The sequence below is a fragment of the Gammaproteobacteria bacterium (ex Lamellibrachia satsuma) genome (genome assembly GCA_019623805.1).
Classification (GTDB): Bacteria; Pseudomonadota; Gammaproteobacteria; order Chromatiales; family Chromatiaceae; genus QGON01.
On record CP053680.1, the window covers coordinates 3,162,556 to 3,185,555 of the forward strand.

The following is a 23,000-nucleotide window of genomic DNA, read 5'->3' on the forward strand; positions in this document are numbered from 1 at the left end:
TCCATGTCCTATCAGGTTCTTGCCCGAAAATGGCGTCCTCAACTGTTCAGCCAGCTGGTTGGGCAGGAACATGTCGTCAGGGCGCTTGCCAACGCCCTCGACAATGACCGGCTCCACCATGCCTATCTGTTTACCGGTACCCGTGGTGTTGGTAAGACTACCCTGGCAAGAATCTTTGCCAAATCGCTCAACTGCGAGGAGGGGGTCAGCTCAACACCCTGCGGTGTATGCTCCGCCTGTCGGGAGATAGACGAAGGGCGGTTTGTCGACTTGTTGGAAGTGGATGCGGCTTCCCGGACCAAAGTGGATCAGACCAGAGAACTGTTGGAAAACGTTCCCTATGCGCCGGTCAGAGGGCGTTACAAAGTTTATCTGATTGATGAAGTTCACATGTTTTCCGCCAGTAGTTTCAATGCCTTGTTGAAAACACTTGAGGAACCGCCTCCGCATGTGAAATTTATTCTGGCTACAACCGATCCCCAGAAAGTGCCGGTGACCGTGCTCTCCCGCTGTTTGCAGTTCAATCTCAAGCGTCTCTCCCGGGAACAGATCGGCGGACAGCTCAGTCATATCCTGGGACAGGAGCGTATTGGATTTGATGATGAGTCGCTCTCACTGCTCTCTCGTGGGGCCGATGGCAGTATGCGTGACGGACTGAGTCTTTTGGATCAGGCTATCGCCTTTGGCGGCGGGGCACTGCAGGCTGCTGATGTCGGGGCAATGCTCGGTACCATTGCCGGGGATTCGATTCACGCTCTGGCGGACGCACTTGCCGGGAATGATGCCGCCGGCCTGTTGCAGCGCATCGCTGGGATGTCGGAATTGGCGGCTGACTTTGCCACTGCCACCCAGAACCTTCTGGCCTTACTGCATCAGATCGCCCTGTGCCAGCTGGTTCCCGATTTTCAGCCGGATGACGCATTCGATGTGGCCCAGGTAAAGCGGCTTGCACAGAGCCTCGCTCCGGAAGATGTACAGCTTTACTACCAGATCGGCTTGAGTGGGCAGCGGGAGCTGTCACTCGCACCGGATCCCCGCAGTGGGTTCGAGATGCTGCTGTTGCGCATGCTGGCCTTCAGACCGGAGGCTGCCGGATCTGGTTCGAATACGGGAGAAAGCACCCAGGTACCATCAGGGTCACCTGCTCCGAATGCGACCGCTTCAGTTGGCGGAAAACAGGTAAGAAGAGAGCGCGCGCCGACTCAGGCAGGTAAACCCCAACCAGCGCAGACGGAGAAACGGGAGCAGGTGACCGACCCCAGCCGTTGGGATGAGTTTGCGGCAGGTCTCAGGCTTGGCGGCATTGCCAGCCAGTTGGCCAATAATTGTGCCTTCGCCGGGTGGGATGGGAAGGCGCTCAAGCTCAAGCTTGACCCTGCCTCCAGGCAGCTCAGGGTTGGGCAGGCGGAGAAGCGTCTGCTGGACGGTATCCGGTCCGTATTGGGTGCAGAGGTCAAAATCGACTTTGTGGTGGAAACCTCCGACAAGGAGACTCCCGCCATGCGGCAGAAACGAAACCTGAATGAACGCCAGCAGGAAGCGGAGGCCTCCATGGCTGAAGATCCGCTGGTAAGAGAGCTGGAAGAGCATCTCTCAGCACGAGTGGTCAGTGGCTCTGTCAAACCGGTAGATTGAATGTAACTATTCAGTTTGGTCCTGAATATGTGCTTTTTGTAGGTTGGGCGCAAGTTGCAGTGCCGTATTTAGGCCTTGTGCGGTTGCGCGACTAACCCGACCTACATTGAATTGTGCTGAACAGTTACGATTAAATTAAGTTTTTCTTTGATGAGGATTCGGTAATGAAGGGTGGTATAGGCAACCTGATGAAACAGGCCCAGAAGATGCAGGCCGAGATGCAGCAGGCCCAGGAGCGGTTGGCGCAGGAAGAGATTACCGGCGAGTCCGGTGGCGGCATGGTGAAGGTCATCATGAATGGTAAGCATGAGGTGCGTCGCGTGTCTATCGATGACAGCCTTATGGAAGACGATAAAGAGATGCTCGAGGATCTGATCGCAGCGGCCATGAACGATGCGGCTCAGCGGGTCTCCCAGAAAATGCAGGAGAGCATGTCCGGTCTGACTGCCGGGATGGGGCTGCCGCCGGGTATGAAACTGCCATTCTGAACGACCGATGACTTCACAGAGTCTGCTCGACCAACTGATAGGGGCGTTGCGCTGCCTGCCCGGTGTGGGTTCCAAGACTGCCCAGCGGATGGCCTACTATCTGCTGGAGCGGGACCGCGAAGGGGGCAGGCATCTCTCCCGCATCATGGCCGAGGCAATGGAGCGGATTGGCCGCTGCAGCCGCTGCCGTACCTTGACTGAGTTGGAGGTTTGTCGTCTCTGCACCAATTCTCACCGCGACGCAGCCCAGTTGTGCGTGGTGGAGACGCCGGCAGACCAGACCATCCTTGAGCAGGCTATCGACTACCGTGGACTCTATTTTGTACTGGGTGGTCATCTCTCTCCCCTGGATGGGATAGGGCCGCGCGAGATCGGCCTGGATCTCCTGGATGCACGGTTCGCAGAGGGAGAAGTCAAGGAGGTCATACTCGCCACCAATCCAACGGTGGAGGGTGAAGCGACAGCCCAGTACATTCACGATATGGCAAATGCCCGGGGCATCCGTACCACGCGCATTGCCCAGGGCGTCCCGATGGGGGGTGAACTGGAGTATGTCGACGGGGCGACCATCGCTCACGCCTTTTCCGGCCGTTCCGAATTTTGAGAGGGACAACCGGCTCCAATTGGTGTCTATCATCATAGTGTGCCTGAATGGCAAGCCATTCCAACAACCATCACCAAGCCCGTTTGACTGACCGGGCACTGTTCCGAGCAAGGAGTAACCATGAGTGATTGTCTGTTCTGTAAAATGGTCAGCGGCGACATCCAGCCGAATGTGGTCTACGAGGATGATGACGTCCTGGCATTCCGGGATCTGAATCCCCAGGCGCCGACCCATATCCTGGTGATTCCAAAGCGGCATATCTCCACCCTGAACGACCTTGAACCCGGTGATGAGGCCTTGATGGGCAATCTTGTCCTGTCTGCTGCCAGGATCGCCGAGAATGAGGGTATCGCCGAGGCTGGTTATCGCACCCTGCTGAACTGTAACGCCGAGGCGGGGCAGACTGTATTCCACATCCACCTGCATCTGCTGGGCGGGCGTCCGATGGGCTGGCCCCCTGGTTGAGCCGGGGATCAATAGTGACATGATCTCCCCGGCAGCAGGCACGGGCGAGGACTCCTATCTCATCGCCATTGAGGGCATGAGCTGCGGCCACTGCGTGGCGGCGGTGGAGAAAGCGGTGTTTGCAGTGGCGGATGTTGTCAGTGTCGAGGTCGACCTGGAGAAGCAGTTCGCCCAAGTCAGCGGAGGTCTGCCCCATAAGGTCATAGCGGCGATAATGGAAGCGGGCTATACCGCCCGCCCTTTGCCGCAGATTCCAGCCGATTGTCCCATTCCTGATCCCACTGTTCCTTCGTCTGCAGCAGAAAAACAGATCACCGGCGATTATGAAATTGCCATCGGCGACATGACCTGCTCAAGCTGTGTGGCTGCTGTGGAGCGCGCAATCCAATCGGTTCCGGGCGTCAGCGAGACCTCTGTGAATCTGGTGGAGAAGCGGGCACAGGTCGTGGGTGGTGATCCCGGGGCAGTGGTCAACGCGGTAATAGACCAGGGGTACAGCGCCCGGTTGCTGGTGCGTCCCAAGGTCAGTGACAGCCTGCTGCTTTCAGTGTCAGGCCTCGGCGAAACGGTGTCGCCTGCGGCGCTGGAAGCTGTCATCCGCAGCCTGGATGAGACTGCGAAAATGGTGACCGAAGGTGAGACGCTTTCCGTGACCACCACTACGCATCCCGCCGATCTGCTGATTGCGCTGCACTCGGCGGGCTATGAGAGCAAACTGTTGGAACAGTTTGTCGACCCCTATGTGGAACAGGGGTTGGAGGCGCAGCAGGAGATCCGCCGCTCCCGGCAACGGGCGCTGCTGGCAGCTCTTGTCGGTGGTGGGTTGATGGCGGCGAATCTTGCAGGTTGGCTGCCTGCACTGACAGATGCCGATGGTCCGATTGGGCTCAGCGGTCAGGCCTTCTGGGGGCTGGTCGCCGTGGTCTGTCTGTTTGTAATGTGGTTCAGCGGCCGCAACTACTATTTGGGCGCCTGGAAACAGGCCAGACACTTTGCCGCCAACATGGATACCCTGGTGGCTCTGGGCACCGGCGCTGCTTGGCTCTCTTCGGTAATACTCATCATCCGGCCGGACTTTATTCCCGGCGGTGGTCATCTCTATCTCGACGCCTCGGTGCTCATCCTCGCCTTTCTGCAGTTCGGCCATGTGCTGGAGACGAGAGCAAAACGGACCACCAGCGAAGCGATCGGCAGTCTGGTGGGGTTGGCGCCAAAATCTGCAGTTGTCGAACGGGAGTTTGGCGAGGTGGAGATACCGGTTTCGCTGTTGCGGCTCGGGGATCATATCCGGGTGCGCCCAGGGGAGCGGATGCCTATCGACGGTGAAGTCATCGATGGGCGTTCCAGCGTCGACGAATCGATGTTGACCGGTGAGTCGATGCCGGTGGCCAAACAGCCGGGAGATCAGGTGATCGGCGGCACCATGAACCGTAGCGGCACGTTGCTGTTTCGCATTACCCGGTTGGGCGAGGAGACCACCCTAGCCCACATCATCACCATGGTGAAGCGGGCGCAGATGAGCAAACCCCCCATTGCTCGTTTGGTGGATCGGGTGTCGGCGGTCTTTGTCCCGATTGTGATCGTTATTGCGGTATTGACAGCGATTGTCTGGTCACAGGTTGGGCCGGATCCTCGAACTGCCTACGCCCTGACTGCAGGCATCGCGGTACTGGTGATCGCCTGCCCCTGTGCCTTGGGACTGGCGACGCCGATTGCGATTATGGTCGGTACTGGCCGGGCCGCCCAGCTGAATATCCTGATCCGAAACAGCGACGCACTGCAGAGCGCCAGTCGCCTGACCCATCTGGTGGTCGACAAGACCGGCACCCTGACTGAGGGGCGTCCCGCGGTGACTGCCATCCACCCTGCAGGGACGACTCCGGAGTGCGAAGTGATCCGCCTTGCTGCAATGGTTGAGACAGGCTCGGAGCATCCCCTGGCCGAAGCCGTGGTTGAGGCTGCAAGAAGTCGTGGTCTCGATATTGCCGGGGTGAGTGATTTTCAGGCCCTGGAGGGGAGGGGCGTTTCAGGGCAGACTGGGGGGCGCAGGCTTCTGCTTGGTAATCATCATTTGATGGAGGAGCAGGGTGTTACCCTCCCACCGGCGCTGCTGAAGGAGGCTGCGCGGCATGCCGCCAGTGCGGCCACGCCGGTTTGGCTGGCGGTCGATTCGCAGATTGCGGGATTGCTGGCAGTGAACGATCCGGTTCGTCCCGACAGTTTTGCTGCTGTGGAGGCCCTGCAGCGCGAAGGCGTCAGAGTGGTAATGTGCACCGGTGACAACCGGGCGACGGCAGAGGCGGTAGCCGTCGACCTGAAAATCGATGAGGTCCACAGCGAACGCATGCCGGGAGAGAAGCTGGACGTGGTGAAGTCGTTGCAACGGCAGGGATACCGGGTCGGCATGGTGGGTGACGGCGTCAATGATGCCCCTGCGCTGACTCAGGCGGATACCGGTTTTGCTGTCGGCAGTGGGGCCGATGTCGCTATCGACAACGCCGATATCACCCTGGCGGGAGACTCGCTGGCTGATGTAAGTACCGCAATCGCCATCTCCAGCGCGACGATCCGGAATATCAAGCAGAATCTGTTCGGCGCTTTTATTTATAATGTGATCGGCATACCCATGGCTGCCGGGGTGCTGTTCCCGGTCACAGGTTGGCTGTTGCCGCCGATGTTCGCCAGCGCCGCCATGGCATTGTCATCGGTGACGGTGGTTGTCAATGCCAACCGGCTGCGTTTTTTTCAACCACTGAGACTGGAGAGACCCGTGTCTATCAAACTCAATGTCACCGGTATGACCTGCCCCCACTGCGTGAATCATGTTACCAAGGCCCTGCAGGGTGTCGGGGGTGTGGAAAGTGTCGAGGTCAGCCTCGATGCAGGTGAGGCGGTGATTACCGGCTCCGCTGCGGTTGATCTGCTTATTGTTGCAGTAAAGGATGCGGGTTACAGCGCAGAGACGGCCTGACCCGGTAGGCTATAATCTGCATTCGGACATAGGCCAAGACGAATCAAGTGAAGATTTCAGGTTCACTCACTCTTCCCCTCGAACGGCGCTTACTCACGCAAGAGTCGGCGTTGGTGCCCCGTGGGGTGGAGGAAATACTTCAGTCGCAGCAAACGGCTCTGCCGCGTGAAGTGCCTTCCGTTATCGAGGCGGAGGCTTTGATACTCAGGACCAGAACCAGAGAAAACCCCTATCAGGTCGATCTGGAGCCCCATTCCTATCGGGCGATCAGTGCCTATGCATCCACAGCGGAGAGTGATGAGCGAGAATATGTTAGTGCCCTGTTGGGTATCGACGAATACGCCTAGCCGGACGCGAGGGCTAGCTGTTCCCTGTAGGCCGGTTCAAGCGCAGCGGAACCGGCGGAACCCCGTATGATGCGCGCGCCTTTTGCCTGATCCGCTGAGCTTGATTATGCCTACGAACTAGCCAGATGCCGGAACGAACCGGTCGGCTTCGAAATTCAGCGTGGCGAAATAGTCATCCAGGGTCTCTTCTCGACGGATCAGTTCGACGCTGCCGTCGGTCTTCAACAGCAGCTCCTTTGGCCGTACCTTGCCGTTGTAGTTGAAACCCATTGCCTGGCCGTGGGCACCGGTATCGTGAATGTAGAGGATGTCTCCGTCCTCGATCCTCGGCAGACTGCGTTGGACGGCAAACTTGTCATTGTTCTCGCAAAGTGAACCCGCCACATCCACCGTCTCATCGCAGCCGCTTTTACCCAATACGTCGATATGATGGTAGGCCCCATACATGCCGGGGCGCATCAGGGCAGACATGCAAGCGTCCACACCGACATAGGTGCGGTAGATCTCCTTGCGGTTGATCGCCTGGGTGACCAGAACGCCGTGGGGACCGGTCATGTAACGGCCGCTCTCGACATAGAGTTTGGGGGCATAACCGTTATGGGACTTGAAGGTATCAAAGAGCGCGGTGATCTCCCGGCCCATGGCCTGGATGTCAAGGGCTTCGTTTTCAGGACGGTAAGGAATGCCCAGACCACCGCCGATATTGATGAAATCGAAGGTGATGCCCAGTTGCGACGAGATCCACTCGACCCGCTCCAGCAGGGTGCGTGCGGTCTCCACCATGTAGGTGTAGTTCAGCTCGTTGGATGCGAGCATGGTGTGCAGGCCAAAGCGTTTGGCGCCGCGTCCCTTGGCAGCTTTGTAGGCATCCAGCAGCTGATCATGGGTGACGCCGTATTTGGCTTCCACCGGGTTGCCGATGATGCTGTTGCCGGTGCGGCGTTCACCTGGGTTGTAACGAAAACAGACCAGCTCAGGCATCTCCGGCACCTTGTCGATCAGGGAAATGTCATCGAGATTGAGCACACAGCCCCCTCGGGCTGCAGCCGCTTCGAACTCCTCCGGACTGGTATTGTTTGAGGTGAACATGATGTCTTCGCCGGAGGCGCCGATATCGCGGCTGAGGATCAATTCTGCGATGGAACTGCAGTCGAAGCCGAATCCCATCGACTGCATGATCTGCATAATCCTGGGATTGGGCAGCGCCTTGACTGCGAAGTACTCGCGGAAACCCTCGATGCCGGAAAACGCCTCGGTCAGCGTTTTTCCGGTATCGAGAATGCCCTGCTCATCGTAGAGATGAAAAGGGGTGCCATAGTGCTCGACGATGTTCTTCAGAACAGGGGAGAGCCGGTGCTTGAAATCTTGGGATATTGGCATCGTGGTTTCCTGCTGGCGACGAATTAGAGCGCGTCTTTGATCCGGGACATCGCTTCCTGGACGTTTTCGAAACTGTTGAAGGCGCTGATGCGGATGTAGCCCTCGCCGCATTTGCCGAAACCGGCGCCGGGGGTGCAGACCACGCCGGTATTGTTCAGCAGTTTGTCGAAGAGCTCCCAGGAGTCGCCTTTGGCATCGATCCAGATGTAGGGTGAGTTCTCGCCGCCCATGCAATCGTAGCCCAGCGACTCCATCTGTTCACGGATATATTTGGCGTTCTTCAGGTAGTAGGAGACCAGTTCCTGCACCTGGGCCTGCCCCTCCGGGCTGAAGACCGCTTCGGCTGCGCGCTGCACCGGGTAGGAGACGCTGTTGAACTTGGTGGTGTGGCGACGGTTCCAGAGCGCATGAACAGAGGCTTTCTCACCCGATTCAGTGTAGGCCATGCAGGCTTTTGGGACCACGGTGTAGGCGCAGCGTGTACCGGTGAAACCGGCGGTCTTGGAGAAGCTGCGGAATTCGATCGCCACCTCTTTGGCGCCCTCTATTTCGTAAATGGAGCGGGGCAGGCTGTCGTCCTGCACGAAGGCCTCGTAGGCCGCGTCGAAAAGGATCAGTGCCTTGTTGTCACGGGCGTAGTCGACCCAGGCCTTCAGCTGCGCCTTGGTGGCAGTGGCCCCGGTCGGATTGTTGGGGAAACAGAGATAGATGAGATCGGCCGGAGTTTCCGGCAGATCGGGGATGAAGCCATTTTCCTTGGTGGCGTCCAGATAGACCAGTCCATCGTAGCGGCCATCTTTTGCCTCGCCGGTACGACCGGCCATGACGTTGGTATCGACGTAGACAGGGTAGACGGGATCTGGGATGGCAACGGTGGCGTCGGCGGCGAAGATCTCCTGAAAGTTACCTGAGTCGCATTTTGCCCCGTCGCTGACGAAGATCTCGTCGGCCTCGATATCGGCACCACGGGATTGGAAGTCACCTTTGGCGATGGCCTCGCGCAGGAAGTCATATCCCTGTTCCGGGCCGTAACCGTGAAAGGAGTTGTCGCTGGCCATCTCATCCACTGCGGCATGAAGTGCCTTGATGCAGGCGTCCGGCAGGGCGCGGGTGACGTCGCCGATCCCGAGGCGGATGATGCTCTGATCAGGGTTCGCCTCAGTGTGGGCGGCCACCCGCTTGGCGATATCGGAGAACAGATATGAGGCCTGGAGTTTATTGTAGTTCTCGTTGATTTTGATCATGCGGCAATCCCGGAAAAACGAAAACGCGCTATTATACAGGAAACGGAGAGTGGTGGATGGGGGGTATTACTTCTTTTCCTTAGGGTATTCGGGCCGTCCTTGTCCCTGATTCGTAGGCCTGATCAAGCGTAGTGGATCAGGCGACAGGCTCGGCACAGCAATCAATGTCTGCCGGTTCCGCTGCGCTTGAGCCGGCCTACAGATCAGATAATTTGTGCGTTGTTACTTCCCAAAAATCTCCCGGTAGTCGGCATCGATGAATCCCACGTACAGCCCTTTACCATCATCCAACACCGGACGTTTTATTATCGACGGTGTCTCCAGCATGATGCGAATGGCACTGCCTTTGTCGATGTTGTCCCTTGTCTCCTGATCCAGCTTGCGCCACATCATACCCCGTTTATTGAGCAGTTTTTCCCAGCCGACTGCCTCAGTCCAGCGCAACAGAAGTGCTTCGTCCAGTCCCGCTTTTTTGAAGTTGTGGAAGTGGTAGTCGATACCCTGGTCATCCAGCCACTTGCGGGCTTTTTTCATGGTATCGCAGTTGGGAATGCCGTAGATAGTCGTCATCTGTTTTCGTGAAATTTAGAGATTGGGATTGCGGACTATACACGCAGAATCCGGTGGTTGTCATACGGCTTCAGATATCTCTTAACAGTTCATTGATGCTGGTCCTGGAGCGGGTCTTTTCGTCGACTTGCTTGACGATTACGGCGCAGTAGAGACTGTGGCTGCCATCGTCAGCCGGCAGATTGCCCGGTACCACGACGGAGCCGGCAGGAACGCGACCATAGATGATCTCTTTTGTTTGGCGATTGTAGATTCTTGTGCTCTGGCTGATGTGGACGCCCATGGAGATCACACAACCGGTTTCGACGATTACCCCCTCTACAATGTTGGAGTGGGAGCCGATGAAACAGTTGTCTTCGATGATTGTCGGCGAGGCCTGCAGGGGGTCCAGCATACCGCCGATCTCGACATTACCTGAAATGTGGACGTTTTGACCGATCTGGGCACAGGATCCGATGGTAGACCAGGTGTCGATCATAGTGCCGCTATCGATATAGGCACCGATGTTGATGTATGCGGGCATGAGGATGCAGGAAGGTGCGATATAGGCACCCCGGCGTGCGCTGGCGGGAGGCACCACGCGCACATGGTCACTGCGAAAATCCCTAGTGTTGTAATCAGCGTATTTCGAAGGGACTTTGTCGTAGTAGTTGGTAAATCCCCCTTTCATAAAATCGTTATTCGAAAAACGGAAGGAGAGCAGGACCGCTTTTGTTATCCAGTGATTGACCTGCCAGTCACTATCGATTTTTTCCGCAACGCGGATTGTGCCATGGTCGAGTTGGTTAATGATTTCATCGACAGCGTCTCTGACGAGTGTGTCGGCGGAAAGCGGCGTAATGTCAGCGCGTTTTTCGAAAGCATCGTTTATTATGGACTTGAGATCATTCACTGGATTCACCGCTCATGCGTGCCTTGGCTGATCTGTGATTTGCACTACATCAGAGCACTCTTGATACCATCTGCACTCGTCCCGGGAAAGTGTCAAAGATTATCCACTACCCGAAAATCATAGGATAATATAGGAGTATAGATTACTGATTAAATATTTGTATCTCAGATGGGAGATTGATGGCAATGCAAGAGAAAAAAATCAATTTGGGGCTGAGTTGCCAAGCGCCAGGCGCACCAGACATGTCTAACATCCATTTGATTGAATATATTACAGAGAAGCCATTGAAGGATTATCTGGAGGCGATGAAAGTGGCTGATAGTTTGGCAGCTAAGCGGTTTTCAGACTTCATGCTGATATCCTGGTACGACAGGGACCGTGATTTTGAATCACCTCAACACTCCAGTGAGTGCCACCAGGATAGCGCGGTGCCCGGTTATGTGGACTACGGCATCCACCATGGTGCCAGGCTGAAGGTGGATTTCGAACGGGGTCGATTTGTTTTTTTCTATATGCCAGTCGATTTATGAACTTCAACCTGGGTGGATCTGCCTATTCCCAAGTTCCGGTAATCCCCTTGATGAAAAATTGGGTGGATCTACGAATCATTGGTTACAGGCATTTTATGTTGATATGTGCTCATGGGCTTTAATTCTTAAACCGGAATCTAGGTAAGCTGATATTAAACCGAATTGCTATTAGGCGGGAGGCGAATATGCCTACACCAGCAATAATAGCTGAAATAGTTACATCAATATCAGCATACAATAGGCCTAAAAAAGCTAAAGACCCGACCCAAGAGACTGTTGCATATAAAGGACTTGAGAATACAACGGGTTGTTCGTTACAAAGTACGTCGCGAAATATACCGCCCATTGTTCCAGTCATGACTCCCATAAAACTGGCAATCACAGCTGGTGCACCTGCCATGAGTGAGACCAATGTCCCTGCAATACCAAAAGTTGCAAGGCCGGCTGCATCAGCGACCAAAAAATATTTAGGTAAGATTTTTGCAAACCTGGCAACAAAAAAAATGAATATTGCGCTACCGATTGAAGCAGTAAAAAATGTCTGATCTTCTATCCAGAAAACTTCTCTATCTAATAGCATGTCACGAAGTGAGCCACCGCCTAAACCAGTGGCAATAGCGATAATTATTACACCGAATAAATCAAATTGTTTGAAACCTGCTTTTAGAACTCCCGATGCTGAAGATACGACTACCGCAAGCAGCGTAATCCAATATAGGCTCTTCAGTAGTTCTGATGTTGTTTCTAACGCCATAAGTAATTAAATTACTTTTTAATTATTGCCCGTTTAGTTAACCGGCGCGAACGCACGAGCGTTGTTAAACTTCTTGGTACTCATTGAGCCTCCTCCCTCAGTGGATTTGGCAGGCATAGCCTACCAACCAATTGTGTACCTTTGCACAATGATGAAGAAGGAGGCTCATATGAAATTCTACACCAAATCACATACCCATTTCTGCGGAATAGATCTCCACGCCAGATGCCTCTATGTTTGCATACTTGATGCATCAGGTGAACCCTGTCTACACAAGAAAATATCCGGTTCGCCTCAAGCCTCGATGAAAGTGATTCCTCCCGACCTGACTGACCTGGTTATTGGCGTTGAATGCATGTTCTCATTCAATCAGCATGCATTGCTCCTGCGACGGTCAGTTGCTGCCAGCCATGGAGAGCGAAGCGAGGGCTGGTAGTCTCCGGTAGTCATGAGGCCGCACTGCTTACCCGGCGTGCGCATAGCTCCAGAGGGGAAGAAAAGTAGGCATTCGAACACGGCGTCAAGTCATTGGGAACTGACTGTGGATTGGTAACGAGCTTGCGATGTTATCACGTAGCGGTCAGTGACCAGGACGTCCGGGGTACTAATAGGTTGTCGAAGGCCGAGTCGATTTTGGGGACTTGGATGTCCCATAATCTGTCACGAGGTCGAAGACTCGCTTGTTATTAAGTTAACGCCGCAAATCAGCCGAGCCGAAAGGAACGGCAGCGACTGTAGGCGTCGGCTGAATTTACCTTGATATATGCTGAATATCAGCATTCAGTAATGCTTACGGCAAGTCCACCTAATGATGTTTCTTTATATTTATGAGACATTTCCAGTCCGGTTTGCTTCATTGCCGCAATACAGTTGTCCAGTGGCATGAAGTGACTGCCGTCACCTCGAAGTGCAAGAGAGGCTGCCGTATACGCTTTTATAGCACCAAAACCATTACGTTCGATACAAGGAACTTGAACAAGTCCATTTACGGGGTCACAAGTCATACCAAGGTGATGTTCAAGCGCAATCTCAGCAGCATTTTCTACTTGCTGAGGTGTACCGCCCAGAACAGAACACAAACCAGCGGCGGCCATTGCTGCAGCTGAACCAACTTCACCCTGGCAACCCACTTCGGCACCAGAAATAGAGCTTCGATGTTTAATTAAACCACCAATTGCACTAGCGGTAAGAAGAAACTCATGCACCTGTTCGATTGTGCCATGTTCATGGGTAACAAAGTAATAGATAACAGCCGGTATAACACCGGCAGCACCATTCGTTGGCGCAGTTACAACCATATTACCTGCTGCATTTTCCTCATTTACGGCCATAGCATAAGCGCATAACCAATCATTAATATTTGCACTTTGTGGATTATTATTCAGATCATCTTGGAGGCCTTTAGCACGCCGCAATATACCAAGGTCACCAGGTAATGTCCCTTTTGCTTTCATCCCTTTTTCTATACATGTCTGCATGGACTGCCAGATCCTATCCATGCCTTCATGAAGTGTTTTTTCAGTCAGGTGATCCATTTCATTCACCAGCTTCATCTGTGATATTGAAATGTTATTTTCCTTCGCCATTGTTAACATAGCATTTGCAGAATCAAACGGATATGTGCACGAAGCAGAAGGTTCCATTTTGAGGGGCGCTTGCAATTGATTAACTTCAGCCAAAGTACTGATAAAGCCGCCGCCAATAGAAAAATAAGTTTCTGAAGATAATATTTTGTTGTCTTGGTCTTTAAGCTCAAAAACCATACCGTTTGGATGCTCGGGCAAAGACTCTTCTTTATCAAAAACGATATGTTCCGTTGGCTTGAATATAATACTGATATTTTTGTCAATTTGAATACGATCGCTTTCCCAAATCTGTTTAATCAAACTTGCAACATCTTTATCAGTAAGCATGGTTGGTAAATAACCATGCAACCCTAAAGCCACTGCGCGGTCAGTAGAATGTCCTTTACCTGTAAAAGCCAATGACCCTTTAAGCGTGCAACGTATAAGCACCTCTTTTATACTTGGTTTAATTACTTTCTTATCTTTTATGCGTTCAATGAAGTCATATGCGGCGACCATCGGACCAAGCGTATGTGAACTCGATGGGCCAATTCCAATTTTAAATAAATCTAATACGCTGATAAACATATAACTTTTATATTAATTATTTAAGTACGTTACCATTCTATATCAATTGACTTTCGCATATAACATCTTGCCATCGGCAGCAAAAAGCAGAGCGGCGAGAGGCGGGTGACATTTTTCCATTCCGTGTGATTTTTGATAGTTATTATTGTTGTCTCTCCGCAATCACTAACATCTCATAGTCTTCAGTGGTTAATGCATCAGACCGTGAGAACTGGCCCAGTTTGGCTCCATAAATTTGTACTTTGGTAAAACCAAGAGACTTTACTAGCCAACTGATTTCCGAGGGCACATAGCACCGCTCATTACACTTTAGCGATAACCTGTTTCCTGAGTCATCTTTCGTTTCATATACTGAGTAATCTCGAAATGTCAATAAATCGAATGTGTTTCCGGAAGTTTGGCCCTTTTCTGCTCCTGAATTAATAAACTCTTTAACTGAGTGAAATAGCGGGAATAATCCATTCAATGTGGTAAAAATTAATTTTCCTTTTGATTTTTCTATAGCTCGGTCAATTTGCGATTGAGATAAATCTATTCCTTTAACTAAATATCCTCTTTTAGACAGTTCGATGGAGTGTCTGCCTGTACCGCAACCAACGTCAAGTATTTGAATAGATTTATTGTGACTTATTTCCTCTTCGATAAAGTCACATTCCCCCGTTGTTCCTTGAGTGAAGGATTCATTATCATATTTTTTACTGTAATTATCGAAAAGCTGTTCATACCATTGCTTCAAAATGACTCTCCTCAACTTTTATAAATGTGGTCTTACCCACGTAAAAAAACGTCGCAAATAACCGGAGAAATGCGAGCGATAGCGAGTATTGCGTCCGCGTTGATTTTCCTTGTGTACGCCCAGCATGGGCATGAACTTATGGGGTGAAAGTCCCCTGTAGGAGAGCCACTGTCGATGATCGGAAATGAGATACATAGGATTCCCTCTCTGTGGGTGACTCCTTTCATTCTTGTCCATTTGACACCAACTACCCGCCGAGGGCAAGGGCGCCACCGCGAGGTGGGGTCTGGAGGAAGCCTAAGCGCAGAACGGCGAGCCGACGAACAGAAACGTCATATAAGGCCTACTTCCCTGGGGCGAGCTGGCACAAGACAGCAAAGCCCTGTGGTTCGGGGGATAAGGTAAATGACGCGGTTGTGCCGTGACAGTTCATGCTCTTATCTGGGGAGATCTGCTCAACATGCGATCGGTAGAGCACCAGTCAGGCCACTGGTTGATCAAGCCTGGGCTTATCAGCCTCCATCGACTGATAGGAGCGAATCAGATGGAAAACCGATAGCGCCCTGTGGGGCAATCCACCGAGTGATTGAGCAGAAGACAGCCGAGGCCATAGTACTGATGAACCCAAGGCAGGGAGCTATCGGGAAGGGCCGAACATCAGCCAAGGAGGAGTCTCACTCATCTCAGCGGAGGCGTAGTTCGTGCAAAACGAAAAGTCTCAGACTGGCGGTGTGATGCAGCAACCAGCCTTGAACGAAAATCTACTGGAACGGGTATTGTCCCCGGAAAACCTCCACGCCGCATGGAAGCAGGTGCGGAGGAACAAAGGGGCTCCCGGTGTTGATGAGGTTACCATTGAGGATTACCCTCAATGGGCCAGACAACACTGGATCGCGACCCGTCGAGCCCTGGAACGTGGCTACTATGTCCCACAGCCGGTAAAACGCGTAGAGATCCCCAAGCCAAATGGCGGTAGCCGACTGCTGGGTATTCCGAGCGTAAATGACCGTGTGATACAGCAGGCTATTGCCCAGGTGTTACAACCGATTATCGATCCCACCTTCTCTGATTCCAGCCATGGTTTCCGGCCTGGGCGTAACGCCCACGGTGCAGTGAGACAGATCAAGGCCTGTATTGAAGAGGGGTATCGTGTTGCCGTGGATGTCGATCTCTCTAAGTTCTTTGACAGAGTGGACCACGACATCCTCATGGCTCGGCTATCCCGGCATATCCAAGATAAACGCCTACTCAAATTGATTGGGCGTTATCTACGTGCCGGTGTAGTGATCGATGACAATCTCCATCCCACACCAGAAGGGGTTCCGCAAGGAGGTCCGCTTTCACCGTTGCTGGCCAACGTGGTGTTGGATGATCTGGATAAACTCCTGGAATCACGCGGAGTGCATTTTGCCCGCTATGCTGATGACTTCGTCATCAGCGTAAAGTCGACATCGGCAGGATTCCTGCGTATTCTGGCGAACGTGAACGCTGATTCTGGTGATCGTGAACACCCAACCTAACCACACATAGGGCTCGGTGTATTTTTACTTCAAGTGTTCACGATCAGTCAAGTTATGGCTTGCCGCTTCCGTAAAGATTCGCCTTTCAGCGTGATCCGGTGGGCGTTATGCATGAGCCGATCCAGAATGGCATCAGCCAACGTATTATCACCGATGGACTGATACCATTGATTCGTTGGCAACTGGCTGAGGATGGCCGTTGATGTGCTGCCATTTCGGTCATCCATTATTTCCATGAGATCATTTCGCTGTGCAGCGTTGAGCGGCTCCAGTCCCCAGTCATCAAGGATGAGCAAGTCGAGCCTGGCCAGTGTTTGCAGTGCTTTGCTGTAACTGCCATCGGCTTTTGTTTGTGCGAGTTCCAGCAGCAACCGGGATAGTCGATAGTATTTGACCCGGTAACCTTTCATGCAGGCAGCATAAGCCAGCGCACAGGCAATGTAAGTCTTTCCGCTGCCACAAGGACCGGTCAGCAGCAGATTTTGGTTTTTATTGATCCAGTCACATTGCAGTAGACTGGCCACCAGGGATTTCTTCAGCCCTCTGGGATGCTGGTAATCAACGTCTTGAGGGTTGGCTGCTATTTTGAGCTTGGCCGCTTTTAATAAACGCTGTTGCTTGCGATGCTCCCGGTCATTGAGTTCATTATCTGCCAGTATTTGCAGGCGCTCCTCGAAGGACAGGCCCTCGTAAGTGCCAGGCTGCTCCTGCTGAGTTACCAGTGCGTTGGCCATGCCACTGAGCTTGAGTTGTCGTAACTGTGTAATGGTTTGATCTAACATTATGGTTTCCTTTGGGTTTAGTGGAAGCTCTTCGGGCCACGGATGTTTTCATGTGACTGGGGTAATAAAGAGAGCTGCTCTTTTGATGCCGGCAGCAGTTGATCCTGATTGCTTTGCAGGATGGATTTGATCTGCTTTAAGCGATAAAGCTGGTGATGATTGGCAATCGCACATGCTTTATTCAGCCGGTCAGGTTCGTATTTTCTGGATAGATTCAGCAGACCCAGGCAGACACGGTATGCCTGCTGCTCATGTTGCTTTTGAGCCAGTATGCTTTTTACCCAGATGAGAACCTCATCACCCAGATCCTTGGCCCAGTTCATCAACCGTCCAGCAGACCATTGATGATGTTTCTCATGTTTTTTGGGCATGTGGTCAGGAACGGTGGTCATGCCATGGCAGTATTTTCGTACATGGCTGGTCACCCGCTTGTTGTGGAAGAAGATCTCTACCAGTTTGTCTTTGGTATGGATTTCCAACTGCTCACCAACCAGCTGATGGGGCACAGAGTACAGATGCTTTTCATACTGCACATGGTAATCCACGTTGACCTTCACCTTTTTAATATAGGTATATTCATAGGTGTGCTTCGGCAATGGAGACAGAGCAGTCTTGTCGATTGACTGGAACCATTCCTGACGTGAACCTTCCAGTTGTTTAAAAGGTTTTTTGTTAACGTCAGCCAACAAGGCAACGATACATTGGTTCAACTCGGCCAGGGAGAAGAAGGTATGGTGGCGTAAGCGAGCCAGTATCCAGCGTTCGATGATTTGCACACCCACTTCTGCCTTGGCTTTATCCTGTGGCTTTCTGGGGCGAGCCGGCATAATGGCGGTACCGTAATGTGCACCCAGTTGTTCGTAACTGGGGTTGAGGTCCGGATCGTAACGGCAGGCTTTGGTAACGCCGCTTTTTAAGTTATCCGGAACCACTAATTTTGGAACACCACCGATAAAAGCGAATGCTCTTGCATGACTGGCCAGCCAGTCATGCAAGCCCTGTGTCCAGGTAGCTTCTGCAAAGGTGTAATTGGAGGCGCCTAGTGGGACATGCGGTTAATTCTGTAATGATTTCTTTGCACGCCCAACAGCCGCCAGAATGTGGCTGGCAGGTTTAGTCCATTTAAAGGGTTTTGCGCTCTCCCTGTTATGAACCTTGATGAACCGCTCCAACTCAGTCTTTAGTTCTGGAACGCTGGTGAACACCCCTCGGTATAACGCACGTCGCTCAAGTTGCGAGAACCAGCCTTCCACGGCATTGAGCCATGATGAACTGGTTGGCGTAAAATGAAGGTGGATGCGCGGTCGGGAGGCCACCCATTCTCGAACAGCCTCTGTCTTGTGAGCACTCAGATTATCCATAATGATGTGCAATTCTCGGTCTGCACGCGTGCGTCTATCAAGTAGTTTCAGAAAAGATAGAAATTTTTTGCTGTTCGTTCGATCCGAAACTTTGCCAATCACTTTTCCAGTCAGTGTGTTAAATGCAGCATAAAGACTGGTGGTGCCGTGTCTTTTGTAATCATGAGTGCGACTGCCGATCCGGCTCGGATTCAATGGTAGTCCAGGTTGGGTACGATCCAATGCCTGAATCTGCGTCTTCTCATCCACGCTGAGAATAACTGCATTCTCAGGAGGATTCATATACAGACCGACAATATCAATGACTTTATCAGCGAACTCAGGATCATTACTGATCTTAAACGTTTTCAGCCGGTGTGGACGCAGATCTGCAGCCTTCCAGATCTGACGAACCTGCCAAGGTGTCACTTCTGCGTATCGAGACATTAACTCGATGCTCCAATGTGTAGATTCCTGTGGAATTCTTTTTGTGGTCAGAAATAGAACTTTGTCGACAGTCGCCTTGTCTATGACCGTAGGACGTCCGCAACGGACTCTTTCAAGTAGTCCATCAACGCCTTCGGCCTCAAATCGATTTCGCCAGCGGTGCACTGTCTTCGCTGATGTCCTTTGGGCAGTTGCAACTTCCATCGGTGTCATCCCTTCACTGAGTTGTAAAATAATCTTGGCTCTCATGATCTGGCCATGAGGAAGGGTTGTTGATCGGCACCACTCTTTTAAAATCCCAGCGGCTTTATCAGTAATCTGAAATGTCTTAGGTAAACGCATTCCATATTTTACACCGTTAACGTTTTAGTTACATTATTTTACGCATGGCCCACTAGTACCGCGACAAAGATCTGGGCAAAGCGCACTTCACCGGTATCACCTTGAACAATTGGTACGGTCTGGCCTGCATAATCCACGAACAGTTTGTCACCGACCTTATGGGTCTGGCGCATGGAGCGTTTTTGTTTTTTTAGCCACTCACTGTATAAGTGGCAATACTGCGGATAGCTGTAACTGCGGTTGGGGTATTGCTGGGCATATTCTTCCCGGAGCAGGTGCTTGGTGACATGTTTAAAATGCAGTTCCTTATAAACATCTTTCCAGTCTGGCAACTGTAACGATCCAGAGGTTCGTGTGTCTGATTCAGGATAAATGGCATTGGCTAACTGGCGATCATCCAGTTTTTCGATAGCCTCCCAGTCCAATCCCAGTTCATGAGCTTTGCAGGTGATTTTTTGCACTGCACCCAGGCTGAGGCGCAGACTGTCCCGGATTTGCCGCATGCTGAGCTGGGCAGACAACCGGAGTCTTAATATCTCTCTTAATTTACGCATTGATAGTCTCTTTGTTGGCATCGCCTTCCCCGGTCAAAACGGGCAAGGTTAGCAAGGCTTTATCAATGTGTGGAAAGGGTTTCTGGCATCGTGAACGGTGATTCTGGTGAAATGCCAAAAGCGTTCACGATCAATCAGAATGGGGGTTCACGTTCGTCCAGAATAGGTGTTCACGATGGATCAGAATCAGTGTTCATGATGGGCCAGAATATGCAATTCCGTATGATGGAATGGTTGAAGCGTTTTCTGACTACCAAACTAAAGCTGGTGATCAATGAGGAGAAGAGTAAGGTGGTGAAAACCAACGACCTCCACTTCCTTGGCTTTACCTTCCGAGGGAAGAAGATTCGGTGGAGTGACAAAGCGCTGAGTGACTTCAAGCGAAACATTCGTCGATTGACGAAACGTTCCTGGGGAATCTCAATGCAACGTCGCTACCGCGAACTTCGTTTCTATATCCGGGGGTGGATCAACTACTTCGGTCTTTCAGAATATTATCGGCCCTTACCGGGGCTGGATGAATGGATACGGCGACGCATACGCATGTGCTATCTGAAGCAGTGGCGTAAACCGCGCACTCGTATCCGCAATCTAATCCGGCTGGGCACCAGGTCACGAACAGCTGTGTGTCTTTGGTTAAGCTCTAAAGGCCCTTACCGTTTAGCCAGAACGCTGGCGACACAATCTGGAATGACCCTTAAGTGGTTGGAGAAACAGGGTCTCGTCTCTGTGAGAGAACTATGGATTAAGTTTCACTATGCCTGATGAACCGCCTGGTGCGGACCCGCATGCCAGGTGGTGTGGGGAGGGAGGGTTAGAGACCCTCCCTTACCCGATTAGCTCTAGTTTCTGTATATATCGACATCAATCTCAGCTTTCACGAAATTCAGAAACTGAATAGTTGAAGTATTGAAGCCTAATGCGGGAGTGCTGGTTTGCTCATTCATGGAAATATGCAGTACCACCACAAGCGCAGCGTAAAGGCTATGCCTATCGATAAACTCGCGAATTACTTCTTTCTTCTCTTCGATTCGTTTGATTAGTTTATCGGCTATTTCATCAACTAAGACCGTTTCGCCTTCGACGGCTTCTTCGCCAATTTGCCAATATCCGAATCTGTAATGCTCAACGTATCTGCCTTTTTCTCCTTTCTGCCAGCTTTTTGTCGGCTTTAAACCAGACTCAACAGTGAAAGAATCAGGATCGAAATCTTCTCCTTTAAGCGCAAAGTACACTTCAGCCTTGTTTTTCATCGGATATTCTTATTTTGAGAGCTAACGCTCAGTATCACCGGCTGACAAAAGTGGTGTGGCTGTAGCGTAGCGAAAGCCGCGCCGCTTTTGGCGGTCCGTGTGTATGCTTTTGTTAGGGGTCTTTATGCTCGAGTAAAGATAATTTATTCTCAAGCTGTCTTATCTCTTGAAATGCAACTCTTAGTTTTTGATTTTCGTTTGCTTGCTCCTCATCTATATCTTCTGAATCTTTGGGTTCAATAAAATCTACAACTCCACCTTCTTCCACAAAATTGACAAGATTCTTAACCGCTGTATCTAATGCTTTTACCTTATCGCCTTCACCATTTTTTTTAATTTTAAGTTCACCTGATATATTTCCTGTAATTTCTTCTATGCCAGATTTCTTTTCATTCTCCGCTTCCTGTTCTAAATCCTTTATGACTTTATCGTTTTTCAATTTTAGCCCTTTTAGTTTCTCTGCCTTCTTTCTAATATCAAGTACCTTTTCGGCAACCTTTAATGCCGCAAGAATAATTCCACTTGCAGTAGCAGCGATTTTAGCGATAACGGCAAGCTCAATTACAATTGATCCTTTTGTTGCTCCAACAATTTTCACTTCCTCAGGTGAAGCATTGTGTACCATTGCTATTCCACGACCTATGTCGTACCAAATATTACCCCAGCTCTTGAAATCTGACACATTCTTCATTAACGCATGACCTGTAAAGCTTACACGCATCAAGACTTCATTTTCTGCCTCATACTCTTCTTCAAAAACACAATCAGTTAAACCAGTCTGAATTTGTTTGGATTTTTGTATTCCTTCATTTAATTTTTGAATAATTTGCTGTAATTTAGATGCCGATGTAGCGACATCAATTACGTTTTTATAAAGAATATCCTCAATAGTTTCTATTCCCTGAGCTCCTACAGATTCGGCTATTCCTAAATGGGAAAGAAACTCAATTTGATCTCTCGTTAGCTGGTTAATAGGGACGTTATTTAATACCTTAAATAGTTCTTCTTTCTGAGCTTCAAAAGGCTGTCTTTGTTGATTAGGCTGGGCATGCTGTTGAAGTATTGTATGCAGAGCTTGGTATTTTTGCGGAATTTGAGCTTGCTCTATTTCACGCGTGATCCATTGAGTAAGATCATATAGTTCCGATACGTTCATATTTTCTCCATTAAACCCCTAACGTTGCCTTCAGCGGAGCAGGCGCGTTAGCGACTGTGTCCGCTGGAAGGCCTTGTTATGTGAGCCATTCTGGTAAGCAGTTAGTACACGATTTTTCATCACCTTTCGCTTCAAATTGTTGGCCGCATTGCTCACAACTACGAAACACCCTTGCAGAGACACTGTCACTTACAGACACGCTCTCTTCTAAAATGATACGTTCTTCCTCTTGCTCTTCCTCTTTAGTGACTGGTATTTCGAATTCACGAAGAGCAATAGACAGCTTAGGGCATAATATTATTTTTCGTTTTTTGTGAATTCGTTCTTTAAACTCTTGCTTCAACCAGTCATTCAAAAAACCATTATTATCTTGGGTTACTCCATAATCACCATCTCTTGACACGATCCATATGTCAGCATTCTTTTCCTCCGCTACATAAATCAGCCACTCCCAGTTGATGGCATCGCCGATACTGGTATCATTTTTCTTACGTGGCGGATAGCCTAGTATAAAACGCTTCTGAGCAAGCTCTCTGACCTCATATCGTTTTTTATGCTTCCGATACAGGTCGATGTCTTTTTTCTTTGAAAATAGGCGCTGTAAAACTTGATAAACTTTATCGTAACGACCTGGGTTCTCCAGAACACTATCAAGACGAGTTTTCAGCTTTTTTATTCTCTTTTGTATTTTTTGTTGATCTTTGTCTAATGCTGTTGCCGATTTGTCGTTTTTTAGTAGAGTTATAACTGAATCTGGTGTTTGACTGATTTGAAAAAAGGCGGCGTATCTGGTTGATTTGTAGTTGCGACACGACAAACAACCTGAGGAGATACGCC

22 protein-coding genes and 1 pseudogene are annotated in these 23,000 nt (G+C 51.0%); 9 read left to right on the plus strand and 14 right to left on the minus strand.

The features are described from left to right. Positions 1-3: 3 nt before the first annotated feature. From dnaX to HPY30_13895, 6 genes are all read left to right on the plus strand, one after another. Positions 4-1,635, plus strand: a complete 1,632-nt coding sequence (gene dnaX, locus HPY30_13870) for a DNA polymerase III subunit gamma/tau (protein ID QYZ66974.1) — start codon at positions 4-6, stop codon at positions 1,633-1,635. A 164-nt stretch (positions 1,636-1,799) separates the two neighbouring features. Then, a complete protein-coding gene (locus HPY30_13875; GenBank protein ID QYZ66975.1) occupies positions 1,800-2,123 on the plus strand; it encodes a YbaB/EbfC family nucleoid-associated protein in 324 nt (107 codons plus the stop codon). A gap of 7 nt (positions 2,124-2,130) precedes the next feature. After that, the gene (gene recR, locus HPY30_13880) at positions 2,131-2,727 is read left to right on the plus strand and encodes a recombination protein RecR (GenBank protein ID QYZ66976.1); all 597 of its coding nucleotides are present in this window, start codon (positions 2,131-2,133) and stop codon (positions 2,725-2,727) included. A 120-nt stretch (positions 2,728-2,847) separates the two neighbouring features. Next, the gene (locus HPY30_13885) at positions 2,848-3,192 is read left to right on the plus strand and encodes a histidine triad nucleotide-binding protein (protein ID QYZ66977.1); all 345 of its coding nucleotides are present in this window, start codon (positions 2,848-2,850) and stop codon (positions 3,190-3,192) included. 19 nt (positions 3,193-3,211) lie between these two features. After that, positions 3,212-6,163: a heavy metal translocating P-type ATPase gene (locus HPY30_13890; protein ID QYZ66978.1), complete on the plus strand. Its 2,952-nt coding sequence runs from the start codon at positions 3,212-3,214 to the stop codon at positions 6,161-6,163. A gap of 47 nt (positions 6,164-6,210) precedes the next feature. Next, the gene (locus HPY30_13895; protein ID QYZ66979.1) at positions 6,211-6,510 is read left to right on the plus strand and encodes a hypothetical protein; all 300 of its coding nucleotides are present in this window, start codon (positions 6,211-6,213) and stop codon (positions 6,508-6,510) included. A 117-nt stretch (positions 6,511-6,627) separates the two neighbouring features. On the opposite strand, the gene HPY30_13900 is transcribed toward HPY30_13895, so the two are convergent. From HPY30_13900 to dapD, 4 genes are all read right to left on the minus strand, one after another. Then, entirely contained in the window at positions 6,628-7,890 is a 1,263-nt protein-coding gene (locus HPY30_13900) for a diaminopimelate decarboxylase (GenBank protein QYZ66980.1), read from the minus strand. Positions 7,891-7,913: 23 nt separating this feature from the next. Further along, positions 7,914-9,134: an LL-diaminopimelate aminotransferase gene (locus HPY30_13905; GenBank protein ID QYZ66981.1), complete on the minus strand. Its 1,221-nt coding sequence runs from the start codon at positions 9,132-9,134 to the stop codon at positions 7,914-7,916. A 222-nt stretch (positions 9,135-9,356) separates the two neighbouring features. After that, positions 9,357-9,704, minus strand: a complete 348-nt coding sequence (locus tag HPY30_13910; GenBank protein ID QYZ66982.1) for an ArsC family reductase — start codon at positions 9,702-9,704, stop codon at positions 9,357-9,359. 70 nt (positions 9,705-9,774) lie between these two features. Then, entirely contained in the window at positions 9,775-10,596 is an 822-nt protein-coding gene (gene dapD, locus HPY30_13915; GenBank protein ID QYZ66983.1) for a 2,3,4,5-tetrahydropyridine-2,6-dicarboxylate N-succinyltransferase, read from the minus strand. Between the two features lie 185 nt (positions 10,597-10,781). Here dapD and HPY30_13920 point away from each other — a divergent pair, with 185 nt between their 5' ends. Further along, positions 10,782-11,126 carry an AF1514 family protein gene (locus HPY30_13920; protein ID QYZ66984.1) on the plus strand — a complete coding sequence of 115 codons (345 nt, stop codon included), beginning with the start codon at positions 10,782-10,784 and terminating at the stop codon, positions 11,124-11,126. 118 nt (positions 11,127-11,244) lie between these two features. On the opposite strand, the gene HPY30_13925 is transcribed toward HPY30_13920, so the two are convergent. The 3 genes from HPY30_13925 to HPY30_13935 all read right to left on the minus strand — a co-directional run bounded on the left by HPY30_13925 (position 11,245) and on the right by HPY30_13935 (position 14,772). Continuing rightward, the gene (locus HPY30_13925) at positions 11,245-11,880 is read right to left on the minus strand and encodes a trimeric intracellular cation channel family protein (protein ID QYZ66985.1); all 636 of its coding nucleotides are present in this window, start codon (positions 11,878-11,880) and stop codon (positions 11,245-11,247) included. 773 nt (positions 11,881-12,653) lie between these two features. Continuing rightward, positions 12,654-14,033 (minus strand): L-serine ammonia-lyase, encoded by a 1,380-nt coding sequence (locus HPY30_13930; protein ID QYZ66986.1) that lies wholly within the window; start codon positions 14,031-14,033, stop codon positions 12,654-12,656. Between the two features lie 142 nt (positions 14,034-14,175). Then, positions 14,176-14,772: a methyltransferase domain-containing protein gene (locus tag HPY30_13935; protein ID QYZ68053.1), complete on the minus strand. Its 597-nt coding sequence runs from the start codon at positions 14,770-14,772 to the stop codon at positions 14,176-14,178. 731 nt (positions 14,773-15,503) lie between these two features. On the opposite strand from HPY30_13935, the gene ltrA reads away from it, so the two are divergent. Beyond that, the gene (gene ltrA, locus HPY30_13940; GenBank protein QYZ68054.1) at positions 15,504-16,289 is read left to right on the plus strand and encodes a group II intron reverse transcriptase/maturase; all 786 of its coding nucleotides are present in this window, start codon (positions 15,504-15,506) and stop codon (positions 16,287-16,289) included. A gap of 47 nt (positions 16,290-16,336) precedes the next feature. On the opposite strand, the gene HPY30_13945 is transcribed toward ltrA, so the two are convergent. The 4 genes and pseudogenes from HPY30_13945 to HPY30_13960 all read right to left on the minus strand — a co-directional run bounded on the left by HPY30_13945 (position 16,337) and on the right by HPY30_13960 (position 19,754). Further along, a complete protein-coding gene (locus HPY30_13945; GenBank protein QYZ68055.1) occupies positions 16,337-17,074 on the minus strand; it encodes an ATP-binding protein in 738 nt (245 codons plus the stop codon). Positions 17,075-17,088: 14 nt separating this feature from the next. Further along, positions 17,089-18,114 (minus strand): annotated as a pseudogene (locus HPY30_13950) (IS21 family transposase). Between the two features lie 12 nt (positions 18,115-18,126). Continuing rightward, positions 18,127-19,200 carry an IS630 family transposase gene (locus tag HPY30_13955; GenBank protein QYZ66987.1) on the minus strand — a complete coding sequence of 358 codons (1,074 nt, stop codon included), beginning with the start codon at positions 19,198-19,200 and terminating at the stop codon, positions 18,127-18,129. Between the two features lie 38 nt (positions 19,201-19,238). Further along, the gene (locus tag HPY30_13960; GenBank protein QYZ66988.1) at positions 19,239-19,754 is read right to left on the minus strand and encodes a transposase; all 516 of its coding nucleotides are present in this window, start codon (positions 19,752-19,754) and stop codon (positions 19,239-19,241) included. A gap of 111 nt (positions 19,755-19,865) precedes the next feature. Here HPY30_13960 and HPY30_13965 point away from each other — a divergent pair, with 111 nt between their 5' ends. Next, entirely contained in the window at positions 19,866-20,519 is a 654-nt protein-coding gene (locus HPY30_13965; protein ID QYZ66989.1) for a maturase, read from the plus strand. Positions 20,520-20,596: 77 nt separating this feature from the next. Here the strand turns inward: HPY30_13965 and HPY30_13970 are convergent, their stop codons facing one another. The 3 genes from HPY30_13970 to HPY30_13980 all read right to left on the minus strand — a co-directional run bounded on the left by HPY30_13970 (position 20,597) and on the right by HPY30_13980 (position 22,980). Continuing rightward, positions 20,597-21,007 (minus strand): DUF4279 domain-containing protein, encoded by a 411-nt coding sequence (locus HPY30_13970; GenBank protein QYZ66990.1) that lies wholly within the window; start codon positions 21,005-21,007, stop codon positions 20,597-20,599. Between the two features lie 112 nt (positions 21,008-21,119). Then, entirely contained in the window at positions 21,120-22,163 is a 1,044-nt protein-coding gene (locus HPY30_13975) for a hypothetical protein (protein ID QYZ66991.1), read from the minus strand. A 76-nt stretch (positions 22,164-22,239) separates the two neighbouring features. After that, the gene (locus HPY30_13980; protein QYZ66992.1) at positions 22,240-22,980 is read right to left on the minus strand and encodes a DUF4935 domain-containing protein; all 741 of its coding nucleotides are present in this window, start codon (positions 22,978-22,980) and stop codon (positions 22,240-22,242) included. Positions 22,981-23,000 lie beyond the last annotated feature (20 nt).

Coding starts and splice junctions, on each gene's coding strand:
- dnaX (QYZ66974.1), top strand. CDS start 4: ATGTCCTATCAGGTTCTTGCCCGAAAATGGCGTCCTCAACTGTTCAGC.
- ltrA (QYZ68054.1), top strand. CDS start 15,504: ATGCAGCAACCAGCCTTGAACGAAAATCTACTGGAACGGGTATTGTCC.
- HPY30_13890 (QYZ66978.1), top strand. CDS start 3,212: ATGATCTCCCCGGCAGCAGGCACGGGCGAGGACTCCTATCTCATCGCC.
- HPY30_13930 (QYZ66986.1), bottom strand. CDS start 14,033: ATGTTTATCAGCGTATTAGATTTATTTAAAATTGGAATTGGCCCATCG.
- HPY30_13970 (QYZ66990.1), bottom strand. CDS start 21,007: ATGAAAAACAAGGCTGAAGTGTACTTTGCGCTTAAAGGAGAAGATTTC.
- HPY30_13955 (QYZ66987.1), bottom strand. CDS start 19,200: ATGCGTTTACCTAAGACATTTCAGATTACTGATAAAGCCGCTGGGATT.
- HPY30_13885 (QYZ66977.1), top strand. CDS start 2,848: ATGAGTGATTGTCTGTTCTGTAAAATGGTCAGCGGCGACATCCAGCCG.
- HPY30_13975 (QYZ66991.1), bottom strand. CDS start 22,163: ATGAACGTATCGGAACTATATGATCTTACTCAATGGATCACGCGTGAA.
- recR (QYZ66976.1), top strand. CDS start 2,131: ATGACTTCACAGAGTCTGCTCGACCAACTGATAGGGGCGTTGCGCTGC.
- HPY30_13965 (QYZ66989.1), top strand. CDS start 19,866: ATGCCAAAAGCGTTCACGATCAATCAGAATGGGGGTTCACGTTCGTCC.
- HPY30_13875 (QYZ66975.1), top strand. CDS start 1,800: ATGAAGGGTGGTATAGGCAACCTGATGAAACAGGCCCAGAAGATGCAG.
- HPY30_13920 (QYZ66984.1), top strand. CDS start 10,782: ATGCAAGAGAAAAAAATCAATTTGGGGCTGAGTTGCCAAGCGCCAGGC.
- HPY30_13960 (QYZ66988.1), bottom strand. CDS start 19,754: ATGCGTAAATTAAGAGAGATATTAAGACTCCGGTTGTCTGCCCAGCTC.
- HPY30_13910 (QYZ66982.1), bottom strand. CDS start 9,704: ATGACGACTATCTACGGCATTCCCAACTGCGATACCATGAAAAAAGCC.
- HPY30_13905 (QYZ66981.1), bottom strand. CDS start 9,134: ATGATCAAAATCAACGAGAACTACAATAAACTCCAGGCCTCATATCTG.
- HPY30_13900 (QYZ66980.1), bottom strand. CDS start 7,890: ATGCCAATATCCCAAGATTTCAAGCACCGGCTCTCCCCTGTTCTGAAG.
- HPY30_13925 (QYZ66985.1), bottom strand. CDS start 11,880: ATGGCGTTAGAAACAACATCAGAACTACTGAAGAGCCTATATTGGATT.